Below are 24,322 nucleotides of genomic sequence, written 5' to 3' on the forward strand. Positions count from 1 at the left end.
TACTGTTTTTAATTTTTGAGCTAAAATATTAAAGGTGATATTAAAACTTAATAATTTCCAATACAAAAAATAGAATGATAAAAAAAGGATAAAATAATTGTTAATATGAAAAACTATTTTATGAGGAGGGTAGCTATGAAAAAAACTGTTTTTAGAGATTATTTTTTTATAACATTAGGAATAATTTTGGTGGTATTTTCACTAGAGTATTTTTTTATACCTAATAAAATAGCAGCTGGAGGGGTTACTGGTATTGCTATAGTACTAACAAGCTATTTACCATGGATTAATACTGGGGCATTCGTGTTTATATTGAACTTAATATTATTTGCATTAGCATTTTTACTTATTGGGGGAAGCTTTGGAGCGAAAACTATATACGCAAGTTTTGGTTTATCGTTTGTAATGTGGTCTGTTGAAAAGTTTTTAAATCCTGTAGCTGTAACTGAAGAATTAATGTTAGCGGCAGTTTTTGGGACGTTAATTAGCTCTCTCGGTATGGCACTTATATTTAATGTAAATGCATCAACAGGAGGAACTGATATATTAGCAAAGATTCTAAATAAGTATATAATGCTGGATATTGGTAAGTCTCTGTTGGCAGTGGATTTTTTAGTAACCTTAGCCGGAGCTATTACATTTGGAATTGATGTTGGATTATATGCACTTTTTAGTGTTATATTGAATGGATTAACTATAGATAAGGTAATAGAAGGATTCAAAGTTAGAAAAGAAATTAAGATAATTAGTGATAAGAATATGGAAATAAGTGAATTTATATTAAATGATTTAGATAGAGGGTGTACATTTCTTACTGCAAAGGGTGGATTTAATAAAAATAATATCAGTATTTTATATACAGTATTAGGGAGAACAGAATTTATTAAACTTAAGAATTATATAAGAGAAATAGACCCTAGAGCATTTATTACAGTAGGAGAGGCACATGAAGTATTAGGTGAAGGGTTTGGAGAGTTAGAGTAATAGGGGGACAAAAGATGAAAAAATATATAAAGGAATACTTCTTAATAACACTGGGAGTATTATTATTAGCTGTTGCGTTGGAGTATTTCTTTTATCCGAATGAAATTGCAGCAGGTGGAATATCAGGATTAGCACTAGTAGTTAACAGGATTTTTGGTATTTCTACAGGGATTATAATGATTGGAGCAAATATTATTTTATTCTCTTTAGCATTTTTATTAATAGGAGGAAGCTTTGGCACCAAGAGTTTGTATGCAGCATTTGGGCTTTCGGCATCACTTTGGGTAGTTGAAAAGTTCTTGAATCCTGTAGCAATTACAGAAAATTTAGTGCTTGCTACTGTGATAGGAAGTGTAATAAGTTCAATAGGGATTGCTATAGTGTTTTCTCAAAACTCTTCTACAGGTGGAACCGCTATTATAGCTAAAATATTAAATAAATACATCCATTTAGATATAGGTAAGTGTCTTCTAATTTCAGATTTTATAGTAACGTTACTTGCAATATATATATTTGGGATAGACCTAGGTATGTTTGGTTTAATAAGTGTATTTATGGTAGGGAATTTAGTGGACAAATTTATAGAAGGATTTAATATATGTAAACAGGTAATGATAATAACCTCAAAAGGTGAAGAAATTGTTAATTATATTATTAACGAAGTAGATAGAGGTTGCACGGTAATTAATGGTACTGGAGGCTATTCTAAGGAAGAAACCAAAATAATATATACAGTTTTAAATAGAAGAGATTTCATCAAACTAAAAGGTAAAATTAAAGAAATTGATAGAAGAGCATTTATTACAGTTAATGACGTAAGAGAGGTTTTAGGCGAGGGGTTTAATATACTACCTGAGTAGCTAATTTTTATAAAAAGAAGAATTTATGATTTGTATCTAAGTTCTTCTTTTTTTCTTTAAAATATTAAATATATTGATATAATTCTACAGAAAAATAGAAATTATTAAAAAACTTTTAAAAATTGGATTTCATAATAAATTTTTTGTATGCTATAATAAAACTATATATGACAAAACTGGCTAACTATTTTGATGAAAAAATTGAGAGGTGTTTATATGATAGAATTTAAGAATGTAAGTAAGCTTTATAATAACAACGTAAAAGCTCTGGTAGATGTTAATATAAAAATAGAAAATGGAGAATTCGTTTTCCTAGTTGGTCCTTCAGGTGCAGGTAAATCAACCTTTATAAAAATGCTTATAAAAGAAGTAGATCCTACTAATGGTAAAATAATAGTTAATGGAACTGATTTATCAGCAGTTAAAAGAGCTCAGGTACCATATTATAGAAGGAAAATTGGAATGGTTTTTCAAGACTTTAGACTTATTCCTACTCTAAATGTGTATGAAAATGTTGCATTTGCAATGAGAGTAGTTGAAGCTTCTCAAAGAGAAATAAGAAGAAGAGTGCCTATGGTATTATCTTTAGTTGGATTATCGCACAAATACAAAATGTTCCCAAATGAACTTTCTGGTGGAGAACAACAGAGGGTTTCTTTGGCAAGGGCAATAGTAAATAATCCATCGGTATTAATTGCAGATGAGCCTACAGGGAACTTAGATCCAGAAACTTCTACAGAAATAATGAGCTTATTAGATGATATAAATAGAGCAGGTACTACTATATTAATGGCTACACATGCTAAAGACATAGTTGATACTATGAAAAAGAGAGTTATAGCTATAGAAAAAGGTACAATAGCAAGAGACATCATGAAAGGTAGGTATGAAGATGAAATTAAGTAGTATAAAATATTTTATAGTAGATGCATTTAAAAGTATAAAAAGAAATTTAACTATTAGTATTGCATCAATGGCTACAGTTTTAGTTACATTACTTATATTTGGAGTTTTCTTGTTAACAGCATTAAACATAGGTAAAGGTGTAGCAGATATAGAATCTAAAGTTGAGATAATGGTAGTACTTAAAGACGATATTACAATGATGGATCAACGTGAAATTGAAATACAGTTAAAAAAAGAAACTGGAGTTAAAGATGTTGTATATGAATCTAAAGCAGAAGCTTTAGAAAAATTTAAAGGTCAATTAAATGAATATAAAGATTTACTTAATGGATATGATGATAAAAACAATCCACTTACCAATTCATTTTTAGTAAAACTAGAGAAACCAGAATATGCTGAAGTAGTGGCTGATTCCGTATCTGATATGACTGGCGTAGAAAGCGTAGAAAATGATCAAGAATTGATTAATAAAATTGCTTCTTTTACAAAAGCTATAAGATGGGTAGGCGTAGTACTATTTATAATATTAGTAGGAGTATCGCTATTCTTAATTATAAATACAATAAAGCTAACAGTTTTCTCAAGAAGAAGAGAAGTTGGAATAATGAAGTTTGTTGGAGCTACAGATTGGTTTATTAGATGGCCATTTATAATAGAAGGTGTAATTATAGGTTTATTAGGTGCTGTATTATCTAATATTGTTCTATATTCATCTTATAGTGTATTATTCTCTGTAATATCTAAACAACTTATTACTATGACATTGGTATCTCCTAGTTATGTATTAACAGTGATGCTTGGAGAGTTTATAATAGGTGGAATATTAATTGGTGCATTTGGAAGTTTCATAGCTCTTAGAAAATTCTTAATAGTTTAACAAATATGGTATAATATTCTCTACATATGTTAATATATTTAAAGCAAGGATGTATGAAAGGAAGACAAAATATGAATAATAAATTTGTTGAAGTAAAAAGAAAATCAAAATTTCCTAAGATTTTGATAGCAGTAATAATTGCCTTGCTATTTCTAGGGAGTAATATTTTCTTCTTTTTCTTAGGGAATAGGCTAACATTAAATGGACTAGTAATTCCTTGGGGAAGAGGGGAAATAAGTGAATCACTTAAAGGAATAGACAATGTAGAGAAATTTAAAAAACTATTTTCAATTAGAGATGAGCTTTATTTAAAATATGATGGTGAAATCGATGAGGATAAATTAGTAGATGGAGCTATTAAAGGAATGACTGAATCATTAGGAGATCCTTACACAGTATATATGACAAAAGAAGAGGCTGAAAGTTTTAATAGTAAAATGCAAGGAAACTTCTCAGGAGTAGGGATACAACTTGACATAAAGGATGAGAATATAGTAGTTGTAACACCTATTGAAGGTTCTCCAGCAGAAAAAGCAGGTATCTTAAAAGGTGATGTTATATTAAAGGTTGACGGAAAAGACGTTTCATCTAAAGAGTATGACAAAGCTGTGGCTATGATCAGAGGGGAAAAAGGAACAGACGTTACCCTAACATTATATAGAGAAGATAAAGGCAATTTTGATATTAAACTAAAAAGAGATACTATAACAGTAAAATCTGTTGAAGGTGAGATGTTATCAAACGGAGTTGGATATGTTACAATAAGTTCTTTTGATGAACATACAGATAAAGAATTTTTAGATACCTTAAACAATTTAAAGGGTAAAGGAATGAAAGGTATAATATTAGACCTTAGAGGAAATCCAGGTGGATATATGCATACCGCAGTATCTGTAGCATCTCAATTTATTCAAAAAGATAAAGTAATAGTAGCAACAAAAGATAAGTATAATCAAGAAGAACATGCTTTATCACAAGGTGGTAGCTTCATTGGAACGCCTCTAGTGGTACTTATAGATAATGGAACAGCATCAGCTTCAGAAATTGTATCCGGAGCTTTTAAAGATTATAAAGTAGCGGATTTAGTTGGAACTAAAACTTTCGGAAAAGGTGTAGTTCAAAGACCTCTAGAATTAGACGATGGGACTTTATTAAAGGTAACAATTTCTAAGTGGTATACTCCTAATGGAAACAATATTCATAAAAGTGGAATTGAAGCTGATTATGAAGTGGAGTATCCAAAAGAATTGGCAACTGCAAAATATAATAGAAGTAAAGATCCTCAATTTGCTAAAGCTTTAGAGTTGATAACAGAAAAATTAAAATAGGAGGATTTAAGACTATGGATCTAACCTTATATACATTAAGATCTGTAGCATCTGCGATAATAGGACCATCGATAATAGTTGTTATATTATTAGGGGTAATGTTCTATTTTAAAAATAAGAAGATATCATTTATGCAAAAAATGATAGTAGGGGAGAGTATTAACTCTCCCCTAGAACTTACTTTGTCACAAATAGTTTTAGGTATTTTTGCAGGTGCAATTGGAAGCTTATTATTAACTTACTTTGGTATAATGTTTAATGAAAATTCAAGGATAGAGTGGTTGTTTTTAGTATCAATGTTATTGATGTTATATAAACCTAGATTCGTATGTTTTTCATATAGTGGGGCTATAATAGGAGCCTTAACATTAATTTTAACGTTTATATATGGAGATCAATCTCCAATAAAACTAGATATAGTACATTTAGTAATGTTTGTAGGAATTATTCATATAGTAGAAGGGTTTTTAGTTATTATTGATGGAAGCAGAGGAGCTATACCTGTATTTACTAATAAGAATGGTAAGATATTAGGTGGGTTTGCACTTAATAGATACTGGTCTTTGCCTATAGCTGTGTTAATAATAATGAATTCATCAGGAAGTTATATAGGAACACAAAGTGTAGGAACCCCTGATTGGTGGCCAATACTTAATCACAGCTATACACTAGATATTTTAAAGACAGCAATAATAGGATTATTTCCCTATTATGGAGTTGTAGGATATTCATCTATTACTTTTTCCAGTACTAAAAGAGAAAAGACATTACTGTCTGGTTCATTAATTTCTCTTTATGGAATTTTATTATGTGGTGTTGCATTGATAGCAGGCCTTGGGATTGCAGGAAGTATAATTGCTTTGATATTTATGCCTCTAGCCCATGAAGCAATGCTTAGGTTATCTAGCTACATAGAAGAAAAAAAGTCGCCGATATATACCAGCGATGAAGAAGGAATATGTGTGCTTGAAGTAGCACCAAGATCACCTGCATTTGATGTTGGTATCAAAAGTGGTGATAAGATACTTGGTATAAATGAAGAAATAATTAGCAATGAAGCTGAAATATATAAGATTGTTAAAGAAAGCTTCAATGATGTAAAATTAAAAGTGAAAAATATAAATGGGATAATATGTGACTATACATTAAAACCAGATATAAATAGAAGAATAGGGGTAGTATTAGTTCCTAAAATGGTTAAGCAAGAAGATGCTATGCCTTTAGATAATGATTTTAGAAGTGTTTTAGAGAAGGTTAGAAATAGGAAAAACAATAAAGAATAAAGACTAATAAGTAATGTAAGCTAATCTGAAAATAAGTATTTATTTATGGGTTTAGCTTACATTTTTAATTAATGAGTAAATATTGACTAAGAGAGAATATAAATATAGAATATATTTAGGAACTTATGTTCGATGAGTGATTTAAGTTAGTTTTATTAAGGAGTAGGAGGGAAATATGGGTAACTTTAAAATAGAATCAAAATTTAAACCTACAGGCGACCAGCCTCAAGCTATAGCAAGTATTGTAAATTCCTTGAGAAATGGTGAAAGAGGGCAGACCTTATTAGGTGTAACTGGTTCTGGTAAAACTTTTACTATGGCAAATATAATTGAAGAAGTTCAGAAACCTACATTAATACTTGCACATAATAAAACACTTGCAGCTCAATTATGTGCTGAATTTAAAGAGTTTTTTCCAAACAATATTGTTGAATACTTTGTGTCATATTACGACTATTATCAGCCAGAAGCTTATGTAGCTCATACAGATACTTTTATAGAAAAAGATGCGTCAATTAATGACGAAATAGATAAGTTACGTCACTCAGCTACGTCAGCATTACTAGAGCGAAGAGATGTAATAATTGTTGCTTCCGTATCTTGTATATATGGATTAGGTAACCCAGAAGAATATAAGAAACTTACTATATCTTTAAGAGTTGGTATGGAAAAAGATAGAGATGAAATAATGAGAAGACTTATAGAAATTCAATATGAAAGAAATGATATAGACTTCGCTAGAGGTACATTCAGAGTTAGAGGAGATTCTTTAGACATAATACCAGCATCATCATCTAACAAAGGAATAAGAGTAGAATTTTTTGGAGATGAAATTGAAAAGATAAGAGAATTTGATGTTTTGACCGGTAAGATAATTGGAGATAGAAAACATGTATCTATAACACCTGCATCCCACTTTGCTGCATCTAATGAAACTGTAGAAAAAGCTTTAACAACCATAGAAGTTGAATTAGAGGATAGACTTAAGGAACTAAATGCAGAAGGAAAACTTTTAGAAGCTCAAAGATTAAAACAAAGAACAAATTTTGATATAGAAATGATTAGAGAGATGGGATATTGTACAGGAATAGAAAATTACTCTAGAATTCTAGATGGAAGGGCTCCAGGAACCTCACCTCAAACTTTAATTGACTATTTTCCAGAGGATTTTCTGCTTTTTATAGATGAATCTCATGTAACTTTGCCGCAAGTTAGAGCGATGTATGCAGGAGATAGAAGTAGAAAAGAATCTTTGGTAGAGTATGGATTCAGACTTCCTTGTGCATATGACAATAGACCACTGAAATTCCAAGAGTTTGAGAAAAAAATAAATCAGGTTGTTTTTGTATCTGCAACACCAGCTGTATATGAGATAGATAATTCTACTAATATAGCACAACAGGTTATTAGACCAACAGGACTTCTAGACCCTGTGATTGAAGTTAGACCTGTAGAAGGACAGATAGATGATTTATACAGTCAAATAAAAAATACTGTAGATAAAGGCTTTAGAGTGTTAGTAACCACATTAACTAAGAGAATGGCTGAAGATTTAACTAAGTATCTTAAAGATCTAGGAGTAAAAACAACATATATGCATTCTGATATAGAGACAATTGAAAGAATGAAAATAATAAGAGATCTTAGATTGGGTGAGGAAGATGTTCTTGTAGGAATAAATCTATTGAGAGAAGGATTAGACATACCAGAGGTAGCTTTGGTGGCTATATTGGATGCCGATAAGGAAGGATTCCTTCGTTCTGAAACTTCGCTAATTCAGACTATTGGTAGGGCAGCTAGAAATGCTGAATCAAAGGTTATTATGTATGCAGATAAAATAACTAACGCTATGGATAAAGCTATAAAGGAAACTAATAGAAGAAGAGATATTCAAATTAAATATAATGAGGAACATGGAATAACTCCAACCACAATAATTAAAGATGTAAGAGAGGTTATTGAAGCTACAAAGGTTGCTGAGGATCAAGAAGTATACGGATTATCTGAGTTAGTTACTGAAAGCATAGAAAACAAGGCAGAACTAATAAAGAAATATGAAGAAGAAATGATGGATGCAGCTAAAAATCTACAATTTGAAAGAGCAGCAGAATTAAGAGATAAGATAAAGAAGCTTAAAGACAAGAAATAGGGTTATTGCACTATGTTTAATAGTGCAATAACCCTATTTAAATTTGATAGAAAAAAATACTTATTAAATTATATTAATAAATGAAATAATATAACAATAAGTGAGATTTATGATAAAATTATTAATTAGATATCAATAAAAATTTGGAGGGTTATATGGGATTTCATGTTAGAATGAAACAATACTCAGAGGACTTCACACAATCTGAACAAAAGATAAGTGAGTATATATTGAAAAATCAAGAAGAGGTAGTTAATCTTTCGGCACAAGAGTTAGGAGAAAAAACAGGAACTTCTCCAGCCTCAATTGTAAGATTTTCTAGGAAATTAGGATTTTCTGGATTTGGTGAATTGAAAATTGAGATAGCTAAAACTACAAATTCCGAAGAGGAAGAGTTAGATACCATTATTTCACCTAAAGATTCCGTATCAGATATAGCAGAAAAGGTAGTGAATAGGGCGGTTACTTCTTTAAAAGAGACATATAGTTTGATAAATACTACGAATTTAGAGGAGGCTATAAATTTAATGAGAGAGGCTAATACCATATATCTATTTGGTATAGGGGCTTCATCTTTAGTAGCTATGGATTTAATGTATAAGCTAGTTAGGATAAATAAAAGGGTTATATTTAATATAGATAGTCATTTACAGCTAGCAGCGGCAGTACATATCACAAATAAAGATGTGGCTATAGGAATATCCTATAGTGGTAAAACAAGAGAGGTAAATGAAGGGGTAATAAGAGCTAAAGAAAAAGGAGCAAAAGTAATAAGTATAACTAATTGTAATAAGAATCCTCTTTCTAGCATAAGTGATATATCTTTAAACATACCTAATGAGGAAAGACAACTAAGATTTGGAGCTATATCATCTAGAATGGATCAACTGGCACTTATAGATATACTATTTCTAGGTGTAGCTATTGGGAATTTTGATAAAATTGAAGATATGCTAATGGAAACAAAGGAAATAGTCAAAAAATTGAAATAGATGAAAAACATTTTCTATATTTTAGAAAATGTTTTTTTATTTCCACAAAAATAGGAATAAAATAAAATTTTATTTCATAAAATTAAAATAAATATTGAAATATTATTTCAAAAGTGTATAATGATAATTGAAGGTGAAAACATTTACGTGAGGTGATATTTTGAATGGAATTAATTTAAATAAACTAGTAACAGAAAGTAGAAATAAAAACACTAAAAATATAGACAAGCTGACTACTATAGAAATGCTTAAACTCATAAATAATGAGGATAAAAGTGTACCATTAGCAGTTGAGAAAGAGATATATAACATAGCTAAATCTATAGATATCATAGCAGAAGCTGTTCAAAATGGAGGAAGATTAATTTATTGTGGAGCAGGAACATCAGGAAGACTAGGTGTGTTAGACGCATCTGAGTGTCCTCCTACTTATGGCGTTGATTCTAGCTTGGTACATGCCTTTATTGCTGGAGGAAAAGAAGCAATGTTCAATGCTATAGAAGGTGCAGAAGACTCAAAAGAACTTTGTGCCGAGGATTTGAAAAGTATAAATTTTTCTAATAAGGATGTTCTAGTAGGAATTGCTGCATCCGGAAGAACGCCTTATGTAATTGGAGGCTTAGAATATGCTAAAAGTATACAAGCTAAAACTGTTTCTTTAACTTGTAATCCTGATTCAGAGATTAGTGGTATAGCAGATATTCCAATAAGTCCTGTAGTAGGGCCAGAAGTAGTAACTGGATCAACTAGAATGAAAGCAGGTACAGCACAAAAGTTAGTTTTAAACATGATATCAACTGGAGTAATGATCAAAATAGGCAAGGTATTTGGTAATCTAATGGTAGATGTAAAGGCAAGTAATGAAAAACTTATAGAAAGAGCAAAGAGAATAGTAGTAGAAGCTACTGGGGTAAGTAAAGAGGAGGCCTCAAGAGTATTAGAAAAAACTAAATATAATGTAAAATTATCTATATTCATGATTGTTTCTAATTTAGAAATGGAAAATGCTGAAACAATTTTAAATAAAAATTATGGATACATAGCCAAGGCTATTGAATCAATAAAAAAATAGATTTAGGAGGGATTTACATGAAAGTATTAATGGTATGTTCAGGGGGAATGTCATCTGCAATAGTTGTAAAAGCTGTAAAGGGAGAGGCTGATAGACAAAATTTTGAGTTAGATATTAAGGCTGTTGGAACATCCGAATTTGAGGATGAGTTAGCTACTGGAGAGTATGATTTAGCTATAGTAGCGCCTCAAGTTAAGCATAGATTTGAAACTTTTAAGAATCAAGCAACACAATATAATGTACCAATAGAGCTTATAATACCTATGGGATATACACCTTTAGGAGCTCCAAAGACTTTAGAACAAATTAAAAAACATAAAAAATAATATATGAAGGAGAGATGAAGAATGCAGAATTTTTTAACATGGATTGAAGAAAAGTTTATGCCACCGATGGCTAGGCTTGCTGAACAAAGGTACTTAAAGGCAATAAGAGACGGAATTATTTCAACTTTATCACTTATCATAGTAGGGTGCTTTTTCATTATCGTGGCTCAACCGCCTATAGATTCATTAAAGACTTTAGTAGCACCACATGTAGCAAATATAATGATTCCATATAGGATAACAATGGGGCTAATGTCTATCTATGCTGTATATGGTATGGGGTATAGTTTAGCAAAATCATATAAACTAGATGGAATGAGTGGAGGAGTACTATCATTAGCAGGCTTTTTAATGATGACAATTCCACTAAACATCGATGGAGTAGTAAATAATGCTATTAAAGCAGGAGTTGAAGGTGCAGATAAAATAACTGCTCCGGGATGGATATTGCCTATGGGAAATTTAGGGGCAGCAGGAATGTTCACAGGAATAATTATGATGATATTCGGAGTTGAAACATTAAGAATATTAAAGAAACATAAGATAACTATAAAAATGCCTGATCAAGTTCCTGAATCTGTTGCAAGAAGTTTTGAAGCTCTGATTCCAGCAGCTGTTGTTATAATAGCATCTTGGGTAGTAAGAGTAGTATTAAGGTTTGATTTAAACCAAGCAATTATAAATGTTTTTAAGCCAATAAATAATATAGTTGGAAATAGTTTAATTGGAGTAGTACTACCTGTTATATTAATAACTCTATTATGGTCAGCAGGTGTTCATGGAGTATCTATAATAGGATCTATATTGAGACCTATGTGGCTAATAATGTTAGAACAAAATGCCTTAGACTTATCTAATGGAATTGCATCAAATAAACTATCATATGTTGCACCTGAGCAATTTTATCAATGGTTTGTTTGGATAGGAGGATCCGGAGCCACATTATCATTGTGCTTACTTCTAATATTCTCCAAATCGACTTATCTAAGGTCTGTAGGAAGATTTTCATTAATTCCAGGACTATTTAATATTAATGAGCCTTTGATATTTGGTGTACCATTAGTTTTAAATCCAATATTAGCTATACCATTTATATTAGCACCAACTGTAATGACAATATTAAGTTATATAGCAGTTAAATCGGGAATGATATCAGGATTTGTAGTTAATGCTCCATGGACTCTACCAGCACCTATAGGAGCATATCTAGCTACTGGTGGTGACTGGAAAGCACCTGTTCTAGTAATAATAAATATATTAATAGGTGTTGCTATATACTATCCATTCTTTAAATCATATGAAGCAAAACTTATTAAAGAAGAAAATGCTCAAGTTGACGGAGCTGTTCAAGTATAGTTAAATTATAAAATAATCATGGAGCTGTCGCATTAGCAGATAAATTTTATTAGCGACTGCTCCCTTTTTAGATTATATTTTGATATGTAGTTTCTTTAGGGAACTTAAAGCCAAAGATATGAAAGTGCTTATAATCCGCATGAGTACTATATATAGTTATATATATATATAGTTATATAGATGATGCTATATTTTTCTATAAAAAAATAATAACATTAGGAGGAAAAATAATGGAAGAAAAAATTTTTGAAATAATATTACACTGTGGTGACGCAAGAGGACATGCTTTTGATGCTTTAAAATTTGCAAGAGAAGGAGGGTTTGATGAGGCAGCGGATTCAATTAAAAAAAGTGAAGAAGAACTAAGGTTATCTCATAAGACTCAAACAGAGCTTATACAGTCAGAAATAAATGGAGAAAAAGTTGAAATGAGCTTGTTAATGGTTCATGCACAAGATCAGCTTATGACAGCAATCTCAGAACAAAATTTGATAGTTCAAATGATAGAAATGTGTAAAGAAATAAAAGAATTAAAAAAATAAAAAATGGAGGTGTTTTTTATGATAAACACTCTTTTAAATATATTACTATTAATAGCTTTTGTAGCTATAACTGCAAAACTCACAAAATACATGATTGAAGTGAAAAAATGGAATTTGATGAAATATAGATGGTATATTGCTTTTATAGCTCCTTTTATAATAATAATTCCTACAGTGGCATTTGAAAATTTACCTAAATTTGTATTACAAATATCGGGATTTGTATTTGGCATGAGTTGTATAATATTCTTTGAGACAACAAGATTGATGATTGAGAAGAAGGAATTAAAAGGAGTAATCTATAATAATACTATTCCTAAATATAAAAAGAAAAAATAGTGAAGAAGGTTATGTCATGAAAAAAGAAAGCTATGTAGTGGGACTGATGTCAGGAACTTCTTTAGATGGTATTGATTCGGCATTAATAAATATAGTAGAAATGGATGGCAAAATAGAAGTAAAGCTAATAGATTTTATAAATGAGCCATTGGAAGAAGAACTAAAAGAAAAAATAAAAAGAGCCTTAAGTAAAGAAAGTTCTAATGTAGAACTCATATGCAGTTTAAATTTTGAATTAGGATATGCATTTAGTAATGCTGTAAAAAATTTGTGCAAAAAAGCAAATTTTGATATTGATAAACTGGATATTATAGGATCACACGGTCAGACTATTTTTCATATTCCAAAAGCTTATGGAGAACATATAAAATCAACACTACAAATAGGAGAACCAGCAATTATAGCATATGAAACAGAAACCACAGTTATCTCTAATTTTAGAACTATGGATATGGCGGCTGGTGGTCAAGGAGCTCCTTTAGTTCCATATACGGAATATCTGCTTTATAGAGGAGATAAAAATAGAATCTTACAAAATATTGGAGGTATAGGGAATGCTACTGTATTACCGAGATATTGCAAATTAGAAGATGTCTATGCTTTTGATACTGGACCAGGAAATATGATAATTGATGAAGTTACTAAAAATTTAAAAGGAATATCATATGATAAAGATGGTTATTTTGCAAGCATTGGAAGTATAAAGCAAGACCTACTTAATGAACTAATGAGTATAGAATATATATCTATGAAACCACCTAAAACTACTGGAAGAGAATTATTTGGAAAACAATTAGTAGATTGTATTTTAAATAAATATGGGGATTTAAAGGCTGAAGATATAATAGCAACTATGACCATGTTTACCGCTAAATCTATAGCTTATAATTATAAAAAATTTATTTTTCCAAAACTAAAAATAGACGAAGTAATTTTAGGTGGAGGGGGAAGTTATAATAAAACCCTGATCAAAATGCTTAAAGAAGAACTTAAGGATGTTAAAGTATTAATACAAGAAGATTTAGGATTATCATCAGATGCAAAAGAAGCAGTGGCATTTGCCTTATTAGCTTATGAAACTGTTAATAGAAGGGCCGGAAATGTTTTGGGAGCTACAGGGGCAAGCAAAAGAGTTATACTAGGAAATATAACATTACCGCCTATATAAAAATAAAAGGAGATAGAGATATGAGAAAATTAGGAATTTCAATTTATCCTACACATGCAACATTAGAAGAAAATTTAGCTTATATAGATTTAGCTGCGAAATACAAGTTTAAGAGAGTTTTTACTTGTCTTTTATCCGTTGAGGGAGATAAAGAAAAGATTGTTGAAGAATTTAAAAAAACAATTGAGCATGCAAACAAATACAATATGGAGGTAATGGCTGACGTTTCCCCTAGAGTCTTTGGAGACTTAAATATAAGTTATGAAGACCTAAGCTTTTTTAAGGAAATAGGAGCCTATGGAGTAAGGTTAGACATGGGTTTTACAGGGAACGAGGAATCCTTAATGACTTATAATCCCCAAGGATTAAAGATAGAATTAAATATGAGCTCAGGAACAAAGTATATAGATAATATTCAATCTTATAAACCTAATATGAATAACATAATGGCTTGTCATAATTTTTATCCACATAGATATACAGGATTAAGTTATGATCATTTTATAAAGTGCTCAAAACAGTATAAAGAATTAGGAATAACTACAGCAGCATTTGTAAACTCCACTGAGGCTACATTTGGTCCTTGGCCAGTAAATGAAGGGTTATGTACTTTAGAAATTCATAGAGAAATGGGTATAGTAGCACAAGCTAAACATTTATGGGCTACTGGATTGATTGATGATATAATAATAGCTAACTGCTTTGCATCAGAAGAGGAATTGAGGCAATTAAGCGAGATAGATCCATATTGTTTATCATTTAATGTTGAAATAAATAAAGATGTACCTAGTGTTGAAAGAAAAATTCTTTTAGAAGAATTGCATTTTAACAGAGGAGATGTTTCGGATTATGTTATTAGGAGTACACAAAGCAGAGTTAAGTTTAAGGGACATGAATTTATTCCATTTAACACAATAGATATGAAAAAAGGAGATCTAGTTATAGAGACTTGTCTTTATGGACATTATGCAGGGGAACTGCATTTAGTAAAAAAAGAAATGAAAAACTCAGGAAAATCTAATGTTGTGGGGAGAATAGTTCCAGAAGAACAGTTTTTATTAGATTTTATTGAACCATGGCAAAAATTTAGATTAAAAGAGGTTAAGTAGAAACTGTTGCATTGCAGCAGTTTTTTTTGTGGAAAAGTTATAACTTTATACAGTTAAACAATTAAAACTTTATAAAAAGTTATAAAGTTTTAATTGTTTAAAGTTCTAATAACCTAGAGATTCATTAATTACTATAACTTTTATTCTATTTTTTATAAATTGACCTGTTATTAGGACAAAATCATTACATATGCGTTCTTTATGGTTACAGTCTATACATCTATTTAATTTAGTACAGGGAGTAGATTTCCCTAAACGTTTTGCATCTAAGGGGGCAGCTATTTGGCGAGTTCTTTTGATTGCACTATCTAGATTTTCAACTATTTTGTTAATACCAACCACAATAATTACTTGCTTAGGACCGTAGAGCATAGGGGCAACACGGCTTCCATTACCATCTATGTTGAAAATTTTTCCGTCTAGAGTAATGGCACTTGTACCAGTAATAAATGTATCAACATTAAAATTCTTTATATATAAATCACGTTTTTCTTCTTTCGATAAAGATGGATTAAATTTATCTAAAAATCTATAATTGCCATTTCTTAAAAACTTAAAAATACCTGTATCTTCTAAAGTTATAGAATCACCTGAACCTACTGAAGACCCTTTGATTATTAATTCAGATATTAAATTTAATAGCTCTTCATTGTTGTTTACAAAGTAGCCAGCCATATTATTTTTTTCAAGACTATTTATTAATTTAGTAATACTTTGATTCATTTACTCACCTCTAAGACTTTTGAGAAATAGTATATCAAATAAATAAGAGAGCAGCAATATATAGAAATATATAAATATTTCTATATAATAGATTGTTGACTAATGCACTTGAAAGATTTAAAATATAAACTATACGAACAGATGTTCAACAATATATATAACAAATTTGAATTTACTCAGAATTTTAGGCAAAAATATTAGATAGGAATCTATAGAAGTATATTGATCAACAGGAGGATTAAATGAAGGATAAGATAATTATTAAAGGTGCAAAAGTTCACAATTTAAAGAACGTAAGTTTAGAAATTCCAAGGGATAAACTAGTGGTATTTACTGGATTATCAGGCTCTGGGAAGTCTTCTTTAGCATTTGATACTCTTTATGCAGAAGGACAAAGAAGATATGTTGAATCCCTATCAGCTTACGCTAGACAATTCTTAGGACAAATGAATAAACCAGATGTTGAATACATAGAGGGACTTTCTCCTGCTATATCAATTGACCAAAAGACTACATCAAAAAACCCACGTTCTACAGTTGGTACAGTTACAGAAATTTATGATTATTTAAGACTGTTATATGCTAGAATAGGAACTCCACATTGCCCTAAGTGTGGAAAAGAGATAACCCAGCAAACAGTGGATCAGATTGTAGATCATGTTATGGCAATGGGGGAAAAAACAAAGATACAAGTATTATCTCCTCTTGTTAGAGGCAGAAAAGGGACTCATGAAAAGATTTTAGATAGCATAAGAAAAAATGGCTTTGTGAGAGCAAGAATAGACGGAGAAATATACGAAATTACTGAAGAGGAAGTAAAGCTAGAAAAGAATAACAAACACAACATAGAAGCTGTTGTAGATAGATTAGTTATAAAGTCAGATATAGAGAGAAGGTTAACTGATTCTCTAGAGATGGCATTAAAACTTAGCGGCGGCTTAGTAATAATCAATAAAGTTGGAGAAGAAGATGTATTGTTCTCAGAAAATTTTGCTTGTGCTGATTGTGGAATAAGTATAGATGAATTAGCACCTAGATTATTTTCTTTTAACTCTCCTTTTGGAAAATGTGACCACTGTGATGGTTTAGGAACTTTAATGGAAATAGATGAAGATTTAGTGATACCTAATAAGGAATTATCTATAATGGAGGGAGCTATTGCCTCTTGGGGAGATGGAAGACTTAAGGAAGATGCATGGACTTTTGCAGTATTAAATTCTTTAAGCAAAAAATATGGTTTCGATTTGAATACTCCTATAAAAGATCTTCCAAGAAACATAGTAGAGCTATTATTATATGGAACTAAGGGTGAGAGAGTTTCAGTAGATTATACAAAGGAAGGGATTAAAGGAACCTACAATCATGCGTTTGAGGGAGAAATTAATAATCTTAAAAGAAGATATAGAGATACTAACTCTGATCTTATTAAAGGTGAAGTAGAAAAGTTTATGAGCAATAATCATTGTCCTAAGTGTAAAGGACATAGGCTTAAGCCAGAAGCTTTAGCTGTAACTGTAGGAGAGAAAAATATAAGCGAATTCACAAGATTATCCGTAAATGATGAACTCAGTTATATAAATTCCTTGGAGTTATCAGAAAAAAATAAGGTAATAAGTGAACAAATTCTAAAAGAAATAAAAAGCAGACTAAGTTTCTTAAAGGATGTAGGATTAGATTATTTAGACTTAGCAAGAAACTCAGGAACTCTATCAGGAGGAGAAGCACAAAGAATAAGATTAGCAACTCAAATAGGATCATCTTTAATGGGAGTTTTATATATACTAGATGAACCTAGTATAGGACTTCATCAAAGAGATAATGACAGGCTGATTAAGACCTTAAAACACCTAAGAGATGTTGGAAATACGGTTATTGTAGTTGAACATGATGATGATACAATAAAAGAAGCTGATTTTGTTGTAGATATAGGACCAGGAGCTGGAGAACATGGTGGAAATATAGTAGCTGCTGGAACTTTAGATGTTATTAAGAATTGTAAAGAGTCTATAACAGGCCAATATTTAAGAAAAGAAAAAGTAGTAGAATTACCTAGTGAGAGAAGAACAGGAAATGGTAACTTCTTATCTATAAAAGGAGCAAAGGAAAACAATCTTAAAAATGTTAATGTTAAAATTCCATTAGGATTACTAACAATGGTTACAGGTGTATCTGGCTCCGGGAAAAGTACCCTAGTTAATGAAATTTTATATAAAGGATTATATAAAATTATAAATAGAGCTAATATCGTTCCAGGTAAACATAAAGAAATAACGGGATATGAGGCTATAGATAAGATAATAGATATAGATCAAAGCCCAATAGGAAGAACACCACGTTCTAATCCAGCCACATATACTGGAGTTTTTGATATAATCCGTGAACTTTTCTCTCAAACTACTGAGGCAAAAATGAAGGGGTATAAACCAGGCAGATTTTCTTTTAATGTAAAGGGTGGAAGATGTGAGGCTTGCTCTGGAGACGGAATTATAAAAATAGAAATGCAATTTTTATCAGATGTTTATGTACCTTGCGAGGTTTGTAAAGGAAAAAGATATAATAGAGAGACTTTAGATGTAAAATATAAAGGTAAAAATATAGATGACATATTAAATATGACAGTGGAAGAAGGATTAAAATTCTTCGAGAATCTACCAAGAATTAAGAATAAACTTGAAACCTTGTATGATGTAGGTCTAGGATACATAAGATTAGGTCAACCATCAACACAACTTTCTGGTGGAGAAGCTCAAAGAATAAAATTAGCCTATGAACTTTCAAAAAGAAGTACAGGGAAAACCTTATATATTCTTGATGAACCAACAACAGGTTTACATATAGATGATGTTAATAGATTAACTCAGATAATTAGAAGACTTGTTGAAGCCGGAAATTCTGTAGTAGTAATTGAACATAATTTAGATATGATTAAATGTGCGGATTATATTATAGATTTAGGTCCAGAAGGTGGAGATGGAGGTGGCACTATAGTAGCTACAGGAACTCCAGAAGAAATTATTAAGGTTGAAAGTTCATTCACTGGTAAATATCTTAAAAAATATTTAGAATAAGATCAGGTGTAAGTTGATTGAGTTGGGGTATCCATAAAGTGTCATAAATTGACTAGTGGGTACCCTAAAATAATATATAATTTTATAGGAATTTCTTAAGATTACCTGAAAAATGCAATATTTGTAGTTTTTTTGTTGTATAATCATTAATGTACTAGTGAGACAATATAAATAAGAGTATGAAATAATAATTGAGGTGAGTACATGAGTTTTCAGAAATTGATAGGAGTGGTCTTTGCAATTTTATTTATTGTGGTATTATACATAATTATTTACTACGCGCTTAAAATTATGTACAAAGATGTAAAAGGCGGAAATAGAACAAAGGGTTCATCTAATAAAGAAAAATTAGCCTATGGGTTAGAAGTTGTTAATGAAGGACAAAACTCTAATCTAAAGAAAGGCTCTCTTATACATGTTAGAAACACTGTAACAATAGGAAGAAAAGATGATAATTCTATTATTTTATCTGATACCTTTGTTTCAGGTAACCATGCTAAGTTATATGTGAGAAATAATGAGTTTTATTTAGAGGATTTAGATAGTACTAACGGAACTTATATTAATAATCAAAAACTACAAGGAAGAATGAAGTTAAAAATGAATGATGAAATAAAAATAGGTACAGTAGTATTTAAAGTGATGTAACTGGGGTGAAAAAATGAAGACTTTAAAGGATGAAAGAAAACTTTTAGCAGTAGTATACTTTTTAACCATAGCACTTTTCGTTAATCTAGCAGTCCTTAAAGATCCTATAGATATAGGAGCTTTAATTATGGGAGGAGTATTAATTATACTTATAGGGTTTTCTCACTTTGTTATAAGAAAATACTATCCAGATGGAGATAAGTTTATACTTATATTTGCAGCTGTTTTAGCAGTAATAGGGATAGCAGTTTTATATAGATTAGATGAAAAAGTTGCTATAAAGCAAATTATATGGTTTATAGCAGGAATAACAGCTTATATTCTTATAATAGTATTACTTCCAGACCTAAAAACTTTTAATAGATATAGATACTATTTTTTAGCGGCTACGGCTCTGTTTATGCCTATGGCCTTACTTATCGGTAAAGAACAATATGGAGCAAAAAACTGGGTGCTATTTGGAGGTTTTGGATTTCAACCATCAGAATTCGGAAAGATATTTTTAGTTCTCTACCTGGCTTCGGCTTTAAGAAATTATGAAGACAAGAAGAATTTAATGGGAGACTTTAAACAACTTGTGGAGCCAGCAGCAGTAGTTATGGCATCCATAGGATGTATGGTTTTACAGAGAGATTTAGGTTCTGCCTTAATTTTCTTTGGAATTTCAGTAACTATATTATATATAGCTACAGCTAAAGGGAAATACGTATTTATGAGTTTAGGGCTATTTTCTGTAGGATCAGTAGTAGCCTATGGATTATTTTCTCATGTAAGAAATAGAGTTCTTATATGGAAGGATTTATGGGCATATGCAAATAACGAAAGTTATCAAATAGTTCAAGGGCTTTATTCTATATCATCAGGTGGTATGGTAGGAACAGGACTAGGGCAAGGGTATCCAGGATTCATTCCAGTAAATACAACGGATTTTATATTTGCAGTTATTTGCGAAGAAATGGGAATGGTATTTGGGATAGGTATATTAATGCTTTACTTCCTTTTATTTTATAGAGGTATGAGAAGTGCACTTAAGGTCGAAGATAGATTTTCTCAACTGATTTCAGTTGGATTTTCAGCAATGATTGCAGCTCAGGTTTTAGTAATTATAGGTGGAGTATTTGCTGTTATTCCATTGACTGGTATAACGCTTCCTCTTATAAGTTATGGTGGAACTTCTATGCTAACAATGTTTTTTGCACTTGGAATTATGCAAAAGATATCAGAGGAGGGTTAAAGTATGAAAGATATTCAAAGTAGTATAAAAAAAGTAATGATAGTTTTTTCTTTTTTACTTTTAGCTTTAATTACTTATATAGCTTATTTTCAGGCTTTTAAAGCTCCTGATATAGCAGAAAAAACAGGTAATCAGAGATTGTGGGCGGAAAGAAATAAGGTTTTAAGAGGAACTATATATGATAGAAATATGGTGGCTCTAACGGAGAGTAAAAGAAAAGATGCATTAACTCAAGAAAGAAAATATACTCAAGGATCATTATATTCACATATTTTAGGATATGCAAATGAAAAGTATGGACTAACAGGATTAGAAAATACTTATGACAAGGAATTAAGAAATTATAATAAAATATCTTATTCGGTTAATAGTTTATTAGATACTTTAAAAATTAAAGAAGCTTTTAAAAATAGAATAGATGAAGATGAGGATATAGTCGGGAATTCTTTAGTTACCTCATTAGATACTAATGTACAAAAATCTGCTTATCAAGCATTAGAAAATAAAAAAGGAGCAGTAGTGGTGTTAAATCCTAAAACTGGAGAAATTATAGCCTCGGTTTCTAGTCCTACGTATGATCCTAATAATTTAGACGATGTTATGAAAGCAGCTAATTCAGGAGCGCAATCAAATTTTCCACTTATTAATAGAAGTACAGCTGGTATGTATGCTCCAGGATCAACCTTTAAGATTGTAACTTTAACATCTTCATTAGAAAATTTACCTGGAGTTACGAATAGAACCTTTAATGATAACGGAAAGATAGTATTTAATTCTAAGCAATCCTTGAGTAACTATGCTGGAGCTTCATATGGTTCTATAGGATTAAAGGATGCATTAAGGGTTTCATCAAATGTGGTTTTTGGTACACTAGCTATGGATTTAGGAAATAGTAAGCTTAAGACTACAGCAGAGAATTATTATTTTAATAAAAACATCCCTGCTAATGGAGTAGTTATAGAAACTTCTCAATTCCCTACCATAGATGATTCAGAAAAAGGAAGCATAGCTCAAACAGGAATAGGTCAAAGTTCTATTTTAGCTACACCTATGCAGATGGCATTAATAGCTTCTGCCGTAGCTAACGATGGAGTAATGGTTGAGCCTAAACTTGTAAATACAGTAGTTGATAAAAATGGGAAGACCGTCAAGAATATAGATACAAAAAATATAGGAAGAAGCCTTTCAAGTGAAAATGCTGCAATAATTAAAGATTACATGAGAAATGTAGTAAGTAGTAGAGAGAACAGTCAATGGACCTATTTTAAAGGACTTAATGTGGCTGGTAAAACTGGTACAGCCGATTATAAGCTTCCAGATGGGAAAGATGCAGTTCCAAATGCTTGGTTTATTGGATTTGCTCCAGCAGATAATCCTCAATATGCAATTGCGGTGTTAATCGAAAATGGAGGAGTCGGCGGTGTAGCAGCGGCAGAAACTGCAGGAAAGGTATTAAAAACAGCCATGGGCAAATAGGAAGAGGTGGTTTTTATATTTGATTTTGAATATCATTTGAAGAACCTTCCTGAGAAACCTGGAGTTTATATAATGAAAAACTCTTTAGGTGAGATTATATATGTTGGGAAGGCAAAGGTTTTAAAAAATAGAGTAAGACAGTATTTTCAAAGTTCTAAAAATCATTCAGAAAAAGTTAAAAAGATGGTGGCTAATATTTCTGAGTTTGAATATATAGTTACAGATTCAGAAATGGAGGCTCTTTTATTAGAATGTAATCTAATTAAAAAACATAGCCCTAAGTATAATATTGCACTTAAAGATGATAAGTTTTACCCGTTTATTAAGATAACGATGAATGAAGATTTTCCAAGAGTATTCGTTACTAGGAATTATGCTAAAGACGGTAATAAGTATTTTGGACCTTATGTAAATGGCACAGCTGTCTATGAGACTATAACTTTAATAAAGAAGATATTCCCACTAAGAACTTGTAAGAGATCAATTATAGAAGGTGGGGAAAAAACAAGACCTTGTTTAAATTACCATATTAATTTATGCAAGGCTCCTTGCGCTGCACTTATATCGAAAGCTGAGTATAGAAAGATGATAGATCAGATTATAGATATATTAAACGGCAAAGATAATTATATAGTTAAGGAACTTAAAGAAAAAATGCTAAAGGCTTCAAATGAATTAGAATTCGAGGAAGCTGGAGGTTATAGAGATAAGATATTAGCGATAGAAAATATAATAGAGAAACAAAAGATGTTTACAGTTAAAGAAGGAGAAGAAGATTATATAAATCTTTATTGTGATGAAAAAGATTGTTGTGTACAAATATTCTTTTCAAGAGATGGAAAAATCAGTGGAAGAGAGCATTTTGTATTTGAAGATAAAGCGGGATATAATAAAAGAGAAATTTTAAGAGAATTTATTACTAGTTTTTATGGTGGAACAGCGCAAATACCTAAGAATGTTTATGTACCAGATGTAGATGATTTAGAGTTATTAGAAGAGTTTCTAACTATAAAAAGAGGGTCAAAGGTTTGGATAAAGATACCTAAAAAAGGAGAGAAAATAAATCTTCTTGATATGGTAGAAGAAAATGCAAAGGTAACTTTAGATAAATTTAAAGATAAGATATTAAGCGATAAAGAAATAAATAGGGTAGCTTTAGAGGAGCTTAGAGAAATTTTAGAGTTAGATGAGTTGCCTATGAGAATAGAGGCTTATGATATATCAAATATTCAAGGAGTGGATTCTGTAGGAACTATGGTAGTATTTGAAGAAGGTAAACCTAAAAATAGCGATTATAGAAGGTTTAGAATAAAAACAGTTCAAGGTCCTAATGATTATGAAAGTATGAGAGAGGTATTAACAAGAAGATTTGCTCATGGATTAGAAGAAGTTAAGCAAATTCAAGAGAGAAAATTAACTCTTGGAGGTGGTAAATTCTCTGTATTTCCAGATGTAATCTTAATGGATGGAGGAAAAGGCCAAGTTAATATAGCACTTGAAGTTTTACAGAGTTTTGGCGTAGATATACCTGTTTGTGGAATGGTTAAAGATGACAAACATAGTACAAGAGGGCTTATTTATAATAATCAAGAGATATTATTGTCAAGGAGAAGCAATTTATTTCATATGCTTACAAGGATACAAGATGAGGTTCATAGATTTGCTATAACCTATCATAGAAGTTTAAGAGATAAGAGAACTCTTCATTCTATATTAGAAGATATCCCCTATGTAGGAGAAAAGCGGAGAAGAAACCTACTTCTAAAATTCGGAAGTGTAGATAATATCAAAAAAGCCACTGTGGAAGAATTATTAGAAACACCTGGAATAGATAAAAAAGCTGCAGATAGTATAAAAAAGTACTTTAGTGGCAATTAAATAA

General features: G+C 30.8%; 21 protein-coding genes. 20 read left to right on the top strand and 1 reads right to left on the bottom strand.

The window, feature by feature from the left end; translation table 11 throughout:
• The first annotated feature begins 135 nt into the window (after positions 1-135).
• The 15 genes from BUA92_RS10020 (at position 136) to BUA92_RS10090 (ending at position 15,291) form a co-directional block, all read left to right on the top strand.
• Positions 136-984, top strand: a complete 849-nt coding sequence (locus BUA92_RS10020; protein ID WP_073019176.1) for a YitT family protein — start codon at positions 136-138, stop codon at positions 982-984.
• A 14-nt stretch (positions 985-998) separates the two neighbouring features.
• The gene (locus BUA92_RS10025) at positions 999-1,844 is read left to right on the top strand and encodes a YitT family protein (RefSeq protein ID WP_021803536.1); all 846 of its coding nucleotides are present in this window, start codon (positions 999-1,001) and stop codon (positions 1,842-1,844) included.
• A gap of 216 nt (positions 1,845-2,060) precedes the next feature.
• Entirely contained in the window at positions 2,061-2,750 is a 690-nt protein-coding gene (ftsE, locus tag BUA92_RS10030) for a cell division ATP-binding protein FtsE (RefSeq protein WP_073019177.1), read from the top strand.
• Positions 2,737-3,627 (top strand): permease-like cell division protein FtsX, encoded by an 891-nt coding sequence (gene ftsX, locus BUA92_RS10035; protein WP_073019178.1) that lies wholly within the window; start codon positions 2,737-2,739, stop codon positions 3,625-3,627. Before ftsE ends, ftsX begins: the two co-directional genes overlap by 14 nt.
• A gap of 71 nt (positions 3,628-3,698) precedes the next feature.
• Positions 3,699-4,955, top strand: coding sequence for a S41 family peptidase (locus BUA92_RS10040; RefSeq protein WP_073019179.1), 1,257 nt, complete (start codon positions 3,699-3,701; stop codon positions 4,953-4,955).
• Between the two features lie 14 nt (positions 4,956-4,969).
• Positions 4,970-6,238, top strand: coding sequence for a PDZ domain-containing protein (locus BUA92_RS10045; protein ID WP_073019181.1), 1,269 nt, complete (start codon positions 4,970-4,972; stop codon positions 6,236-6,238).
• A 175-nt stretch (positions 6,239-6,413) separates the two neighbouring features.
• The gene (uvrB, locus tag BUA92_RS10050; protein WP_073019183.1) at positions 6,414-8,387 is read left to right on the top strand and encodes an excinuclease ABC subunit UvrB; all 1,974 of its coding nucleotides are present in this window, start codon (positions 6,414-6,416) and stop codon (positions 8,385-8,387) included.
• A gap of 155 nt (positions 8,388-8,542) precedes the next feature.
• Positions 8,543-9,379, top strand: a complete 837-nt coding sequence (locus tag BUA92_RS10055; protein ID WP_073019185.1) for a MurR/RpiR family transcriptional regulator — start codon at positions 8,543-8,545, stop codon at positions 9,377-9,379.
• 160 nt (positions 9,380-9,539) lie between these two features.
• Positions 9,540-10,451, top strand: a complete 912-nt coding sequence (murQ, locus tag BUA92_RS10060; RefSeq protein ID WP_139259329.1) for an N-acetylmuramic acid 6-phosphate etherase — start codon at positions 9,540-9,542, stop codon at positions 10,449-10,451.
• A gap of 17 nt (positions 10,452-10,468) precedes the next feature.
• Positions 10,469-10,777, top strand: coding sequence for a PTS sugar transporter subunit IIB (locus BUA92_RS10065; protein ID WP_073019186.1), 309 nt, complete (start codon positions 10,469-10,471; stop codon positions 10,775-10,777).
• Positions 10,778-10,798: 21 nt separating this feature from the next.
• Entirely contained in the window at positions 10,799-12,133 is a 1,335-nt protein-coding gene (locus tag BUA92_RS10070) for a PTS sugar transporter subunit IIC (RefSeq protein WP_073019187.1), read from the top strand.
• 230 nt (positions 12,134-12,363) lie between these two features.
• The gene (locus tag BUA92_RS10075; protein ID WP_073019188.1) at positions 12,364-12,675 is read left to right on the top strand and encodes a PTS lactose/cellobiose transporter subunit IIA; all 312 of its coding nucleotides are present in this window, start codon (positions 12,364-12,366) and stop codon (positions 12,673-12,675) included.
• 18 nt (positions 12,676-12,693) lie between these two features.
• A complete protein-coding gene (locus BUA92_RS10080; RefSeq protein WP_073019189.1) occupies positions 12,694-13,014 on the top strand; it encodes a hypothetical protein in 321 nt (106 codons plus the stop codon).
• A 16-nt stretch (positions 13,015-13,030) separates the two neighbouring features.
• Positions 13,031-14,182: an anhydro-N-acetylmuramic acid kinase AnmK gene (gene anmK / locus BUA92_RS10085; protein WP_073019190.1), complete on the top strand. Its 1,152-nt coding sequence runs from the start codon at positions 13,031-13,033 to the stop codon at positions 14,180-14,182.
• A 20-nt stretch (positions 14,183-14,202) separates the two neighbouring features.
• A complete protein-coding gene (locus tag BUA92_RS10090) occupies positions 14,203-15,291 on the top strand; it encodes a DUF871 domain-containing protein (protein WP_073019191.1) in 1,089 nt (362 codons plus the stop codon).
• A gap of 105 nt (positions 15,292-15,396) precedes the next feature.
• On the opposite strand, the gene BUA92_RS10095 is transcribed toward BUA92_RS10090, so the two are convergent.
• Positions 15,397-16,014, bottom strand: a complete 618-nt coding sequence (locus BUA92_RS10095; RefSeq protein ID WP_073019192.1) for a lactate utilization protein — start codon at positions 16,012-16,014, stop codon at positions 15,397-15,399.
• A gap of 242 nt (positions 16,015-16,256) precedes the next feature.
• On the opposite strand from BUA92_RS10095, the gene uvrA reads away from it, so the two are divergent.
• The 5 genes from uvrA (at position 16,257) to uvrC (ending at position 24,318) form a co-directional block, all read left to right on the top strand.
• Positions 16,257-19,082: an excinuclease ABC subunit UvrA gene (uvrA, locus tag BUA92_RS10100; protein WP_073019193.1), complete on the top strand. Its 2,826-nt coding sequence runs from the start codon at positions 16,257-16,259 to the stop codon at positions 19,080-19,082.
• 204 nt (positions 19,083-19,286) lie between these two features.
• A complete protein-coding gene (locus tag BUA92_RS10105) occupies positions 19,287-19,730 on the top strand; it encodes an FHA domain-containing protein (RefSeq protein WP_073019194.1) in 444 nt (147 codons plus the stop codon).
• A gap of 13 nt (positions 19,731-19,743) precedes the next feature.
• Positions 19,744-20,964, top strand: a complete 1,221-nt coding sequence (locus tag BUA92_RS10110; protein ID WP_073019195.1) for an FtsW/RodA/SpoVE family cell cycle protein — start codon at positions 19,744-19,746, stop codon at positions 20,962-20,964.
• A gap of 3 nt (positions 20,965-20,967) precedes the next feature.
• Positions 20,968-22,440: a peptidoglycan D,D-transpeptidase FtsI family protein gene (locus BUA92_RS10115; protein ID WP_073019197.1), complete on the top strand. Its 1,473-nt coding sequence runs from the start codon at positions 20,968-20,970 to the stop codon at positions 22,438-22,440.
• 15 nt (positions 22,441-22,455) lie between these two features.
• Positions 22,456-24,318, top strand: coding sequence for an excinuclease ABC subunit UvrC (gene uvrC, locus BUA92_RS10120; RefSeq protein WP_073019477.1), 1,863 nt, complete (start codon positions 22,456-22,458; stop codon positions 24,316-24,318).
• Positions 24,319-24,322: the final 4 nt, after the last annotated feature.

Origin of the sequence: Clostridium intestinale DSM 6191, assembly GCF_900130055.1 — a bacterium.
GTDB classification, from domain to species: Bacteria; Bacillota; Clostridia; order Clostridiales; family Clostridiaceae; genus Clostridium_T; species Clostridium_T intestinale.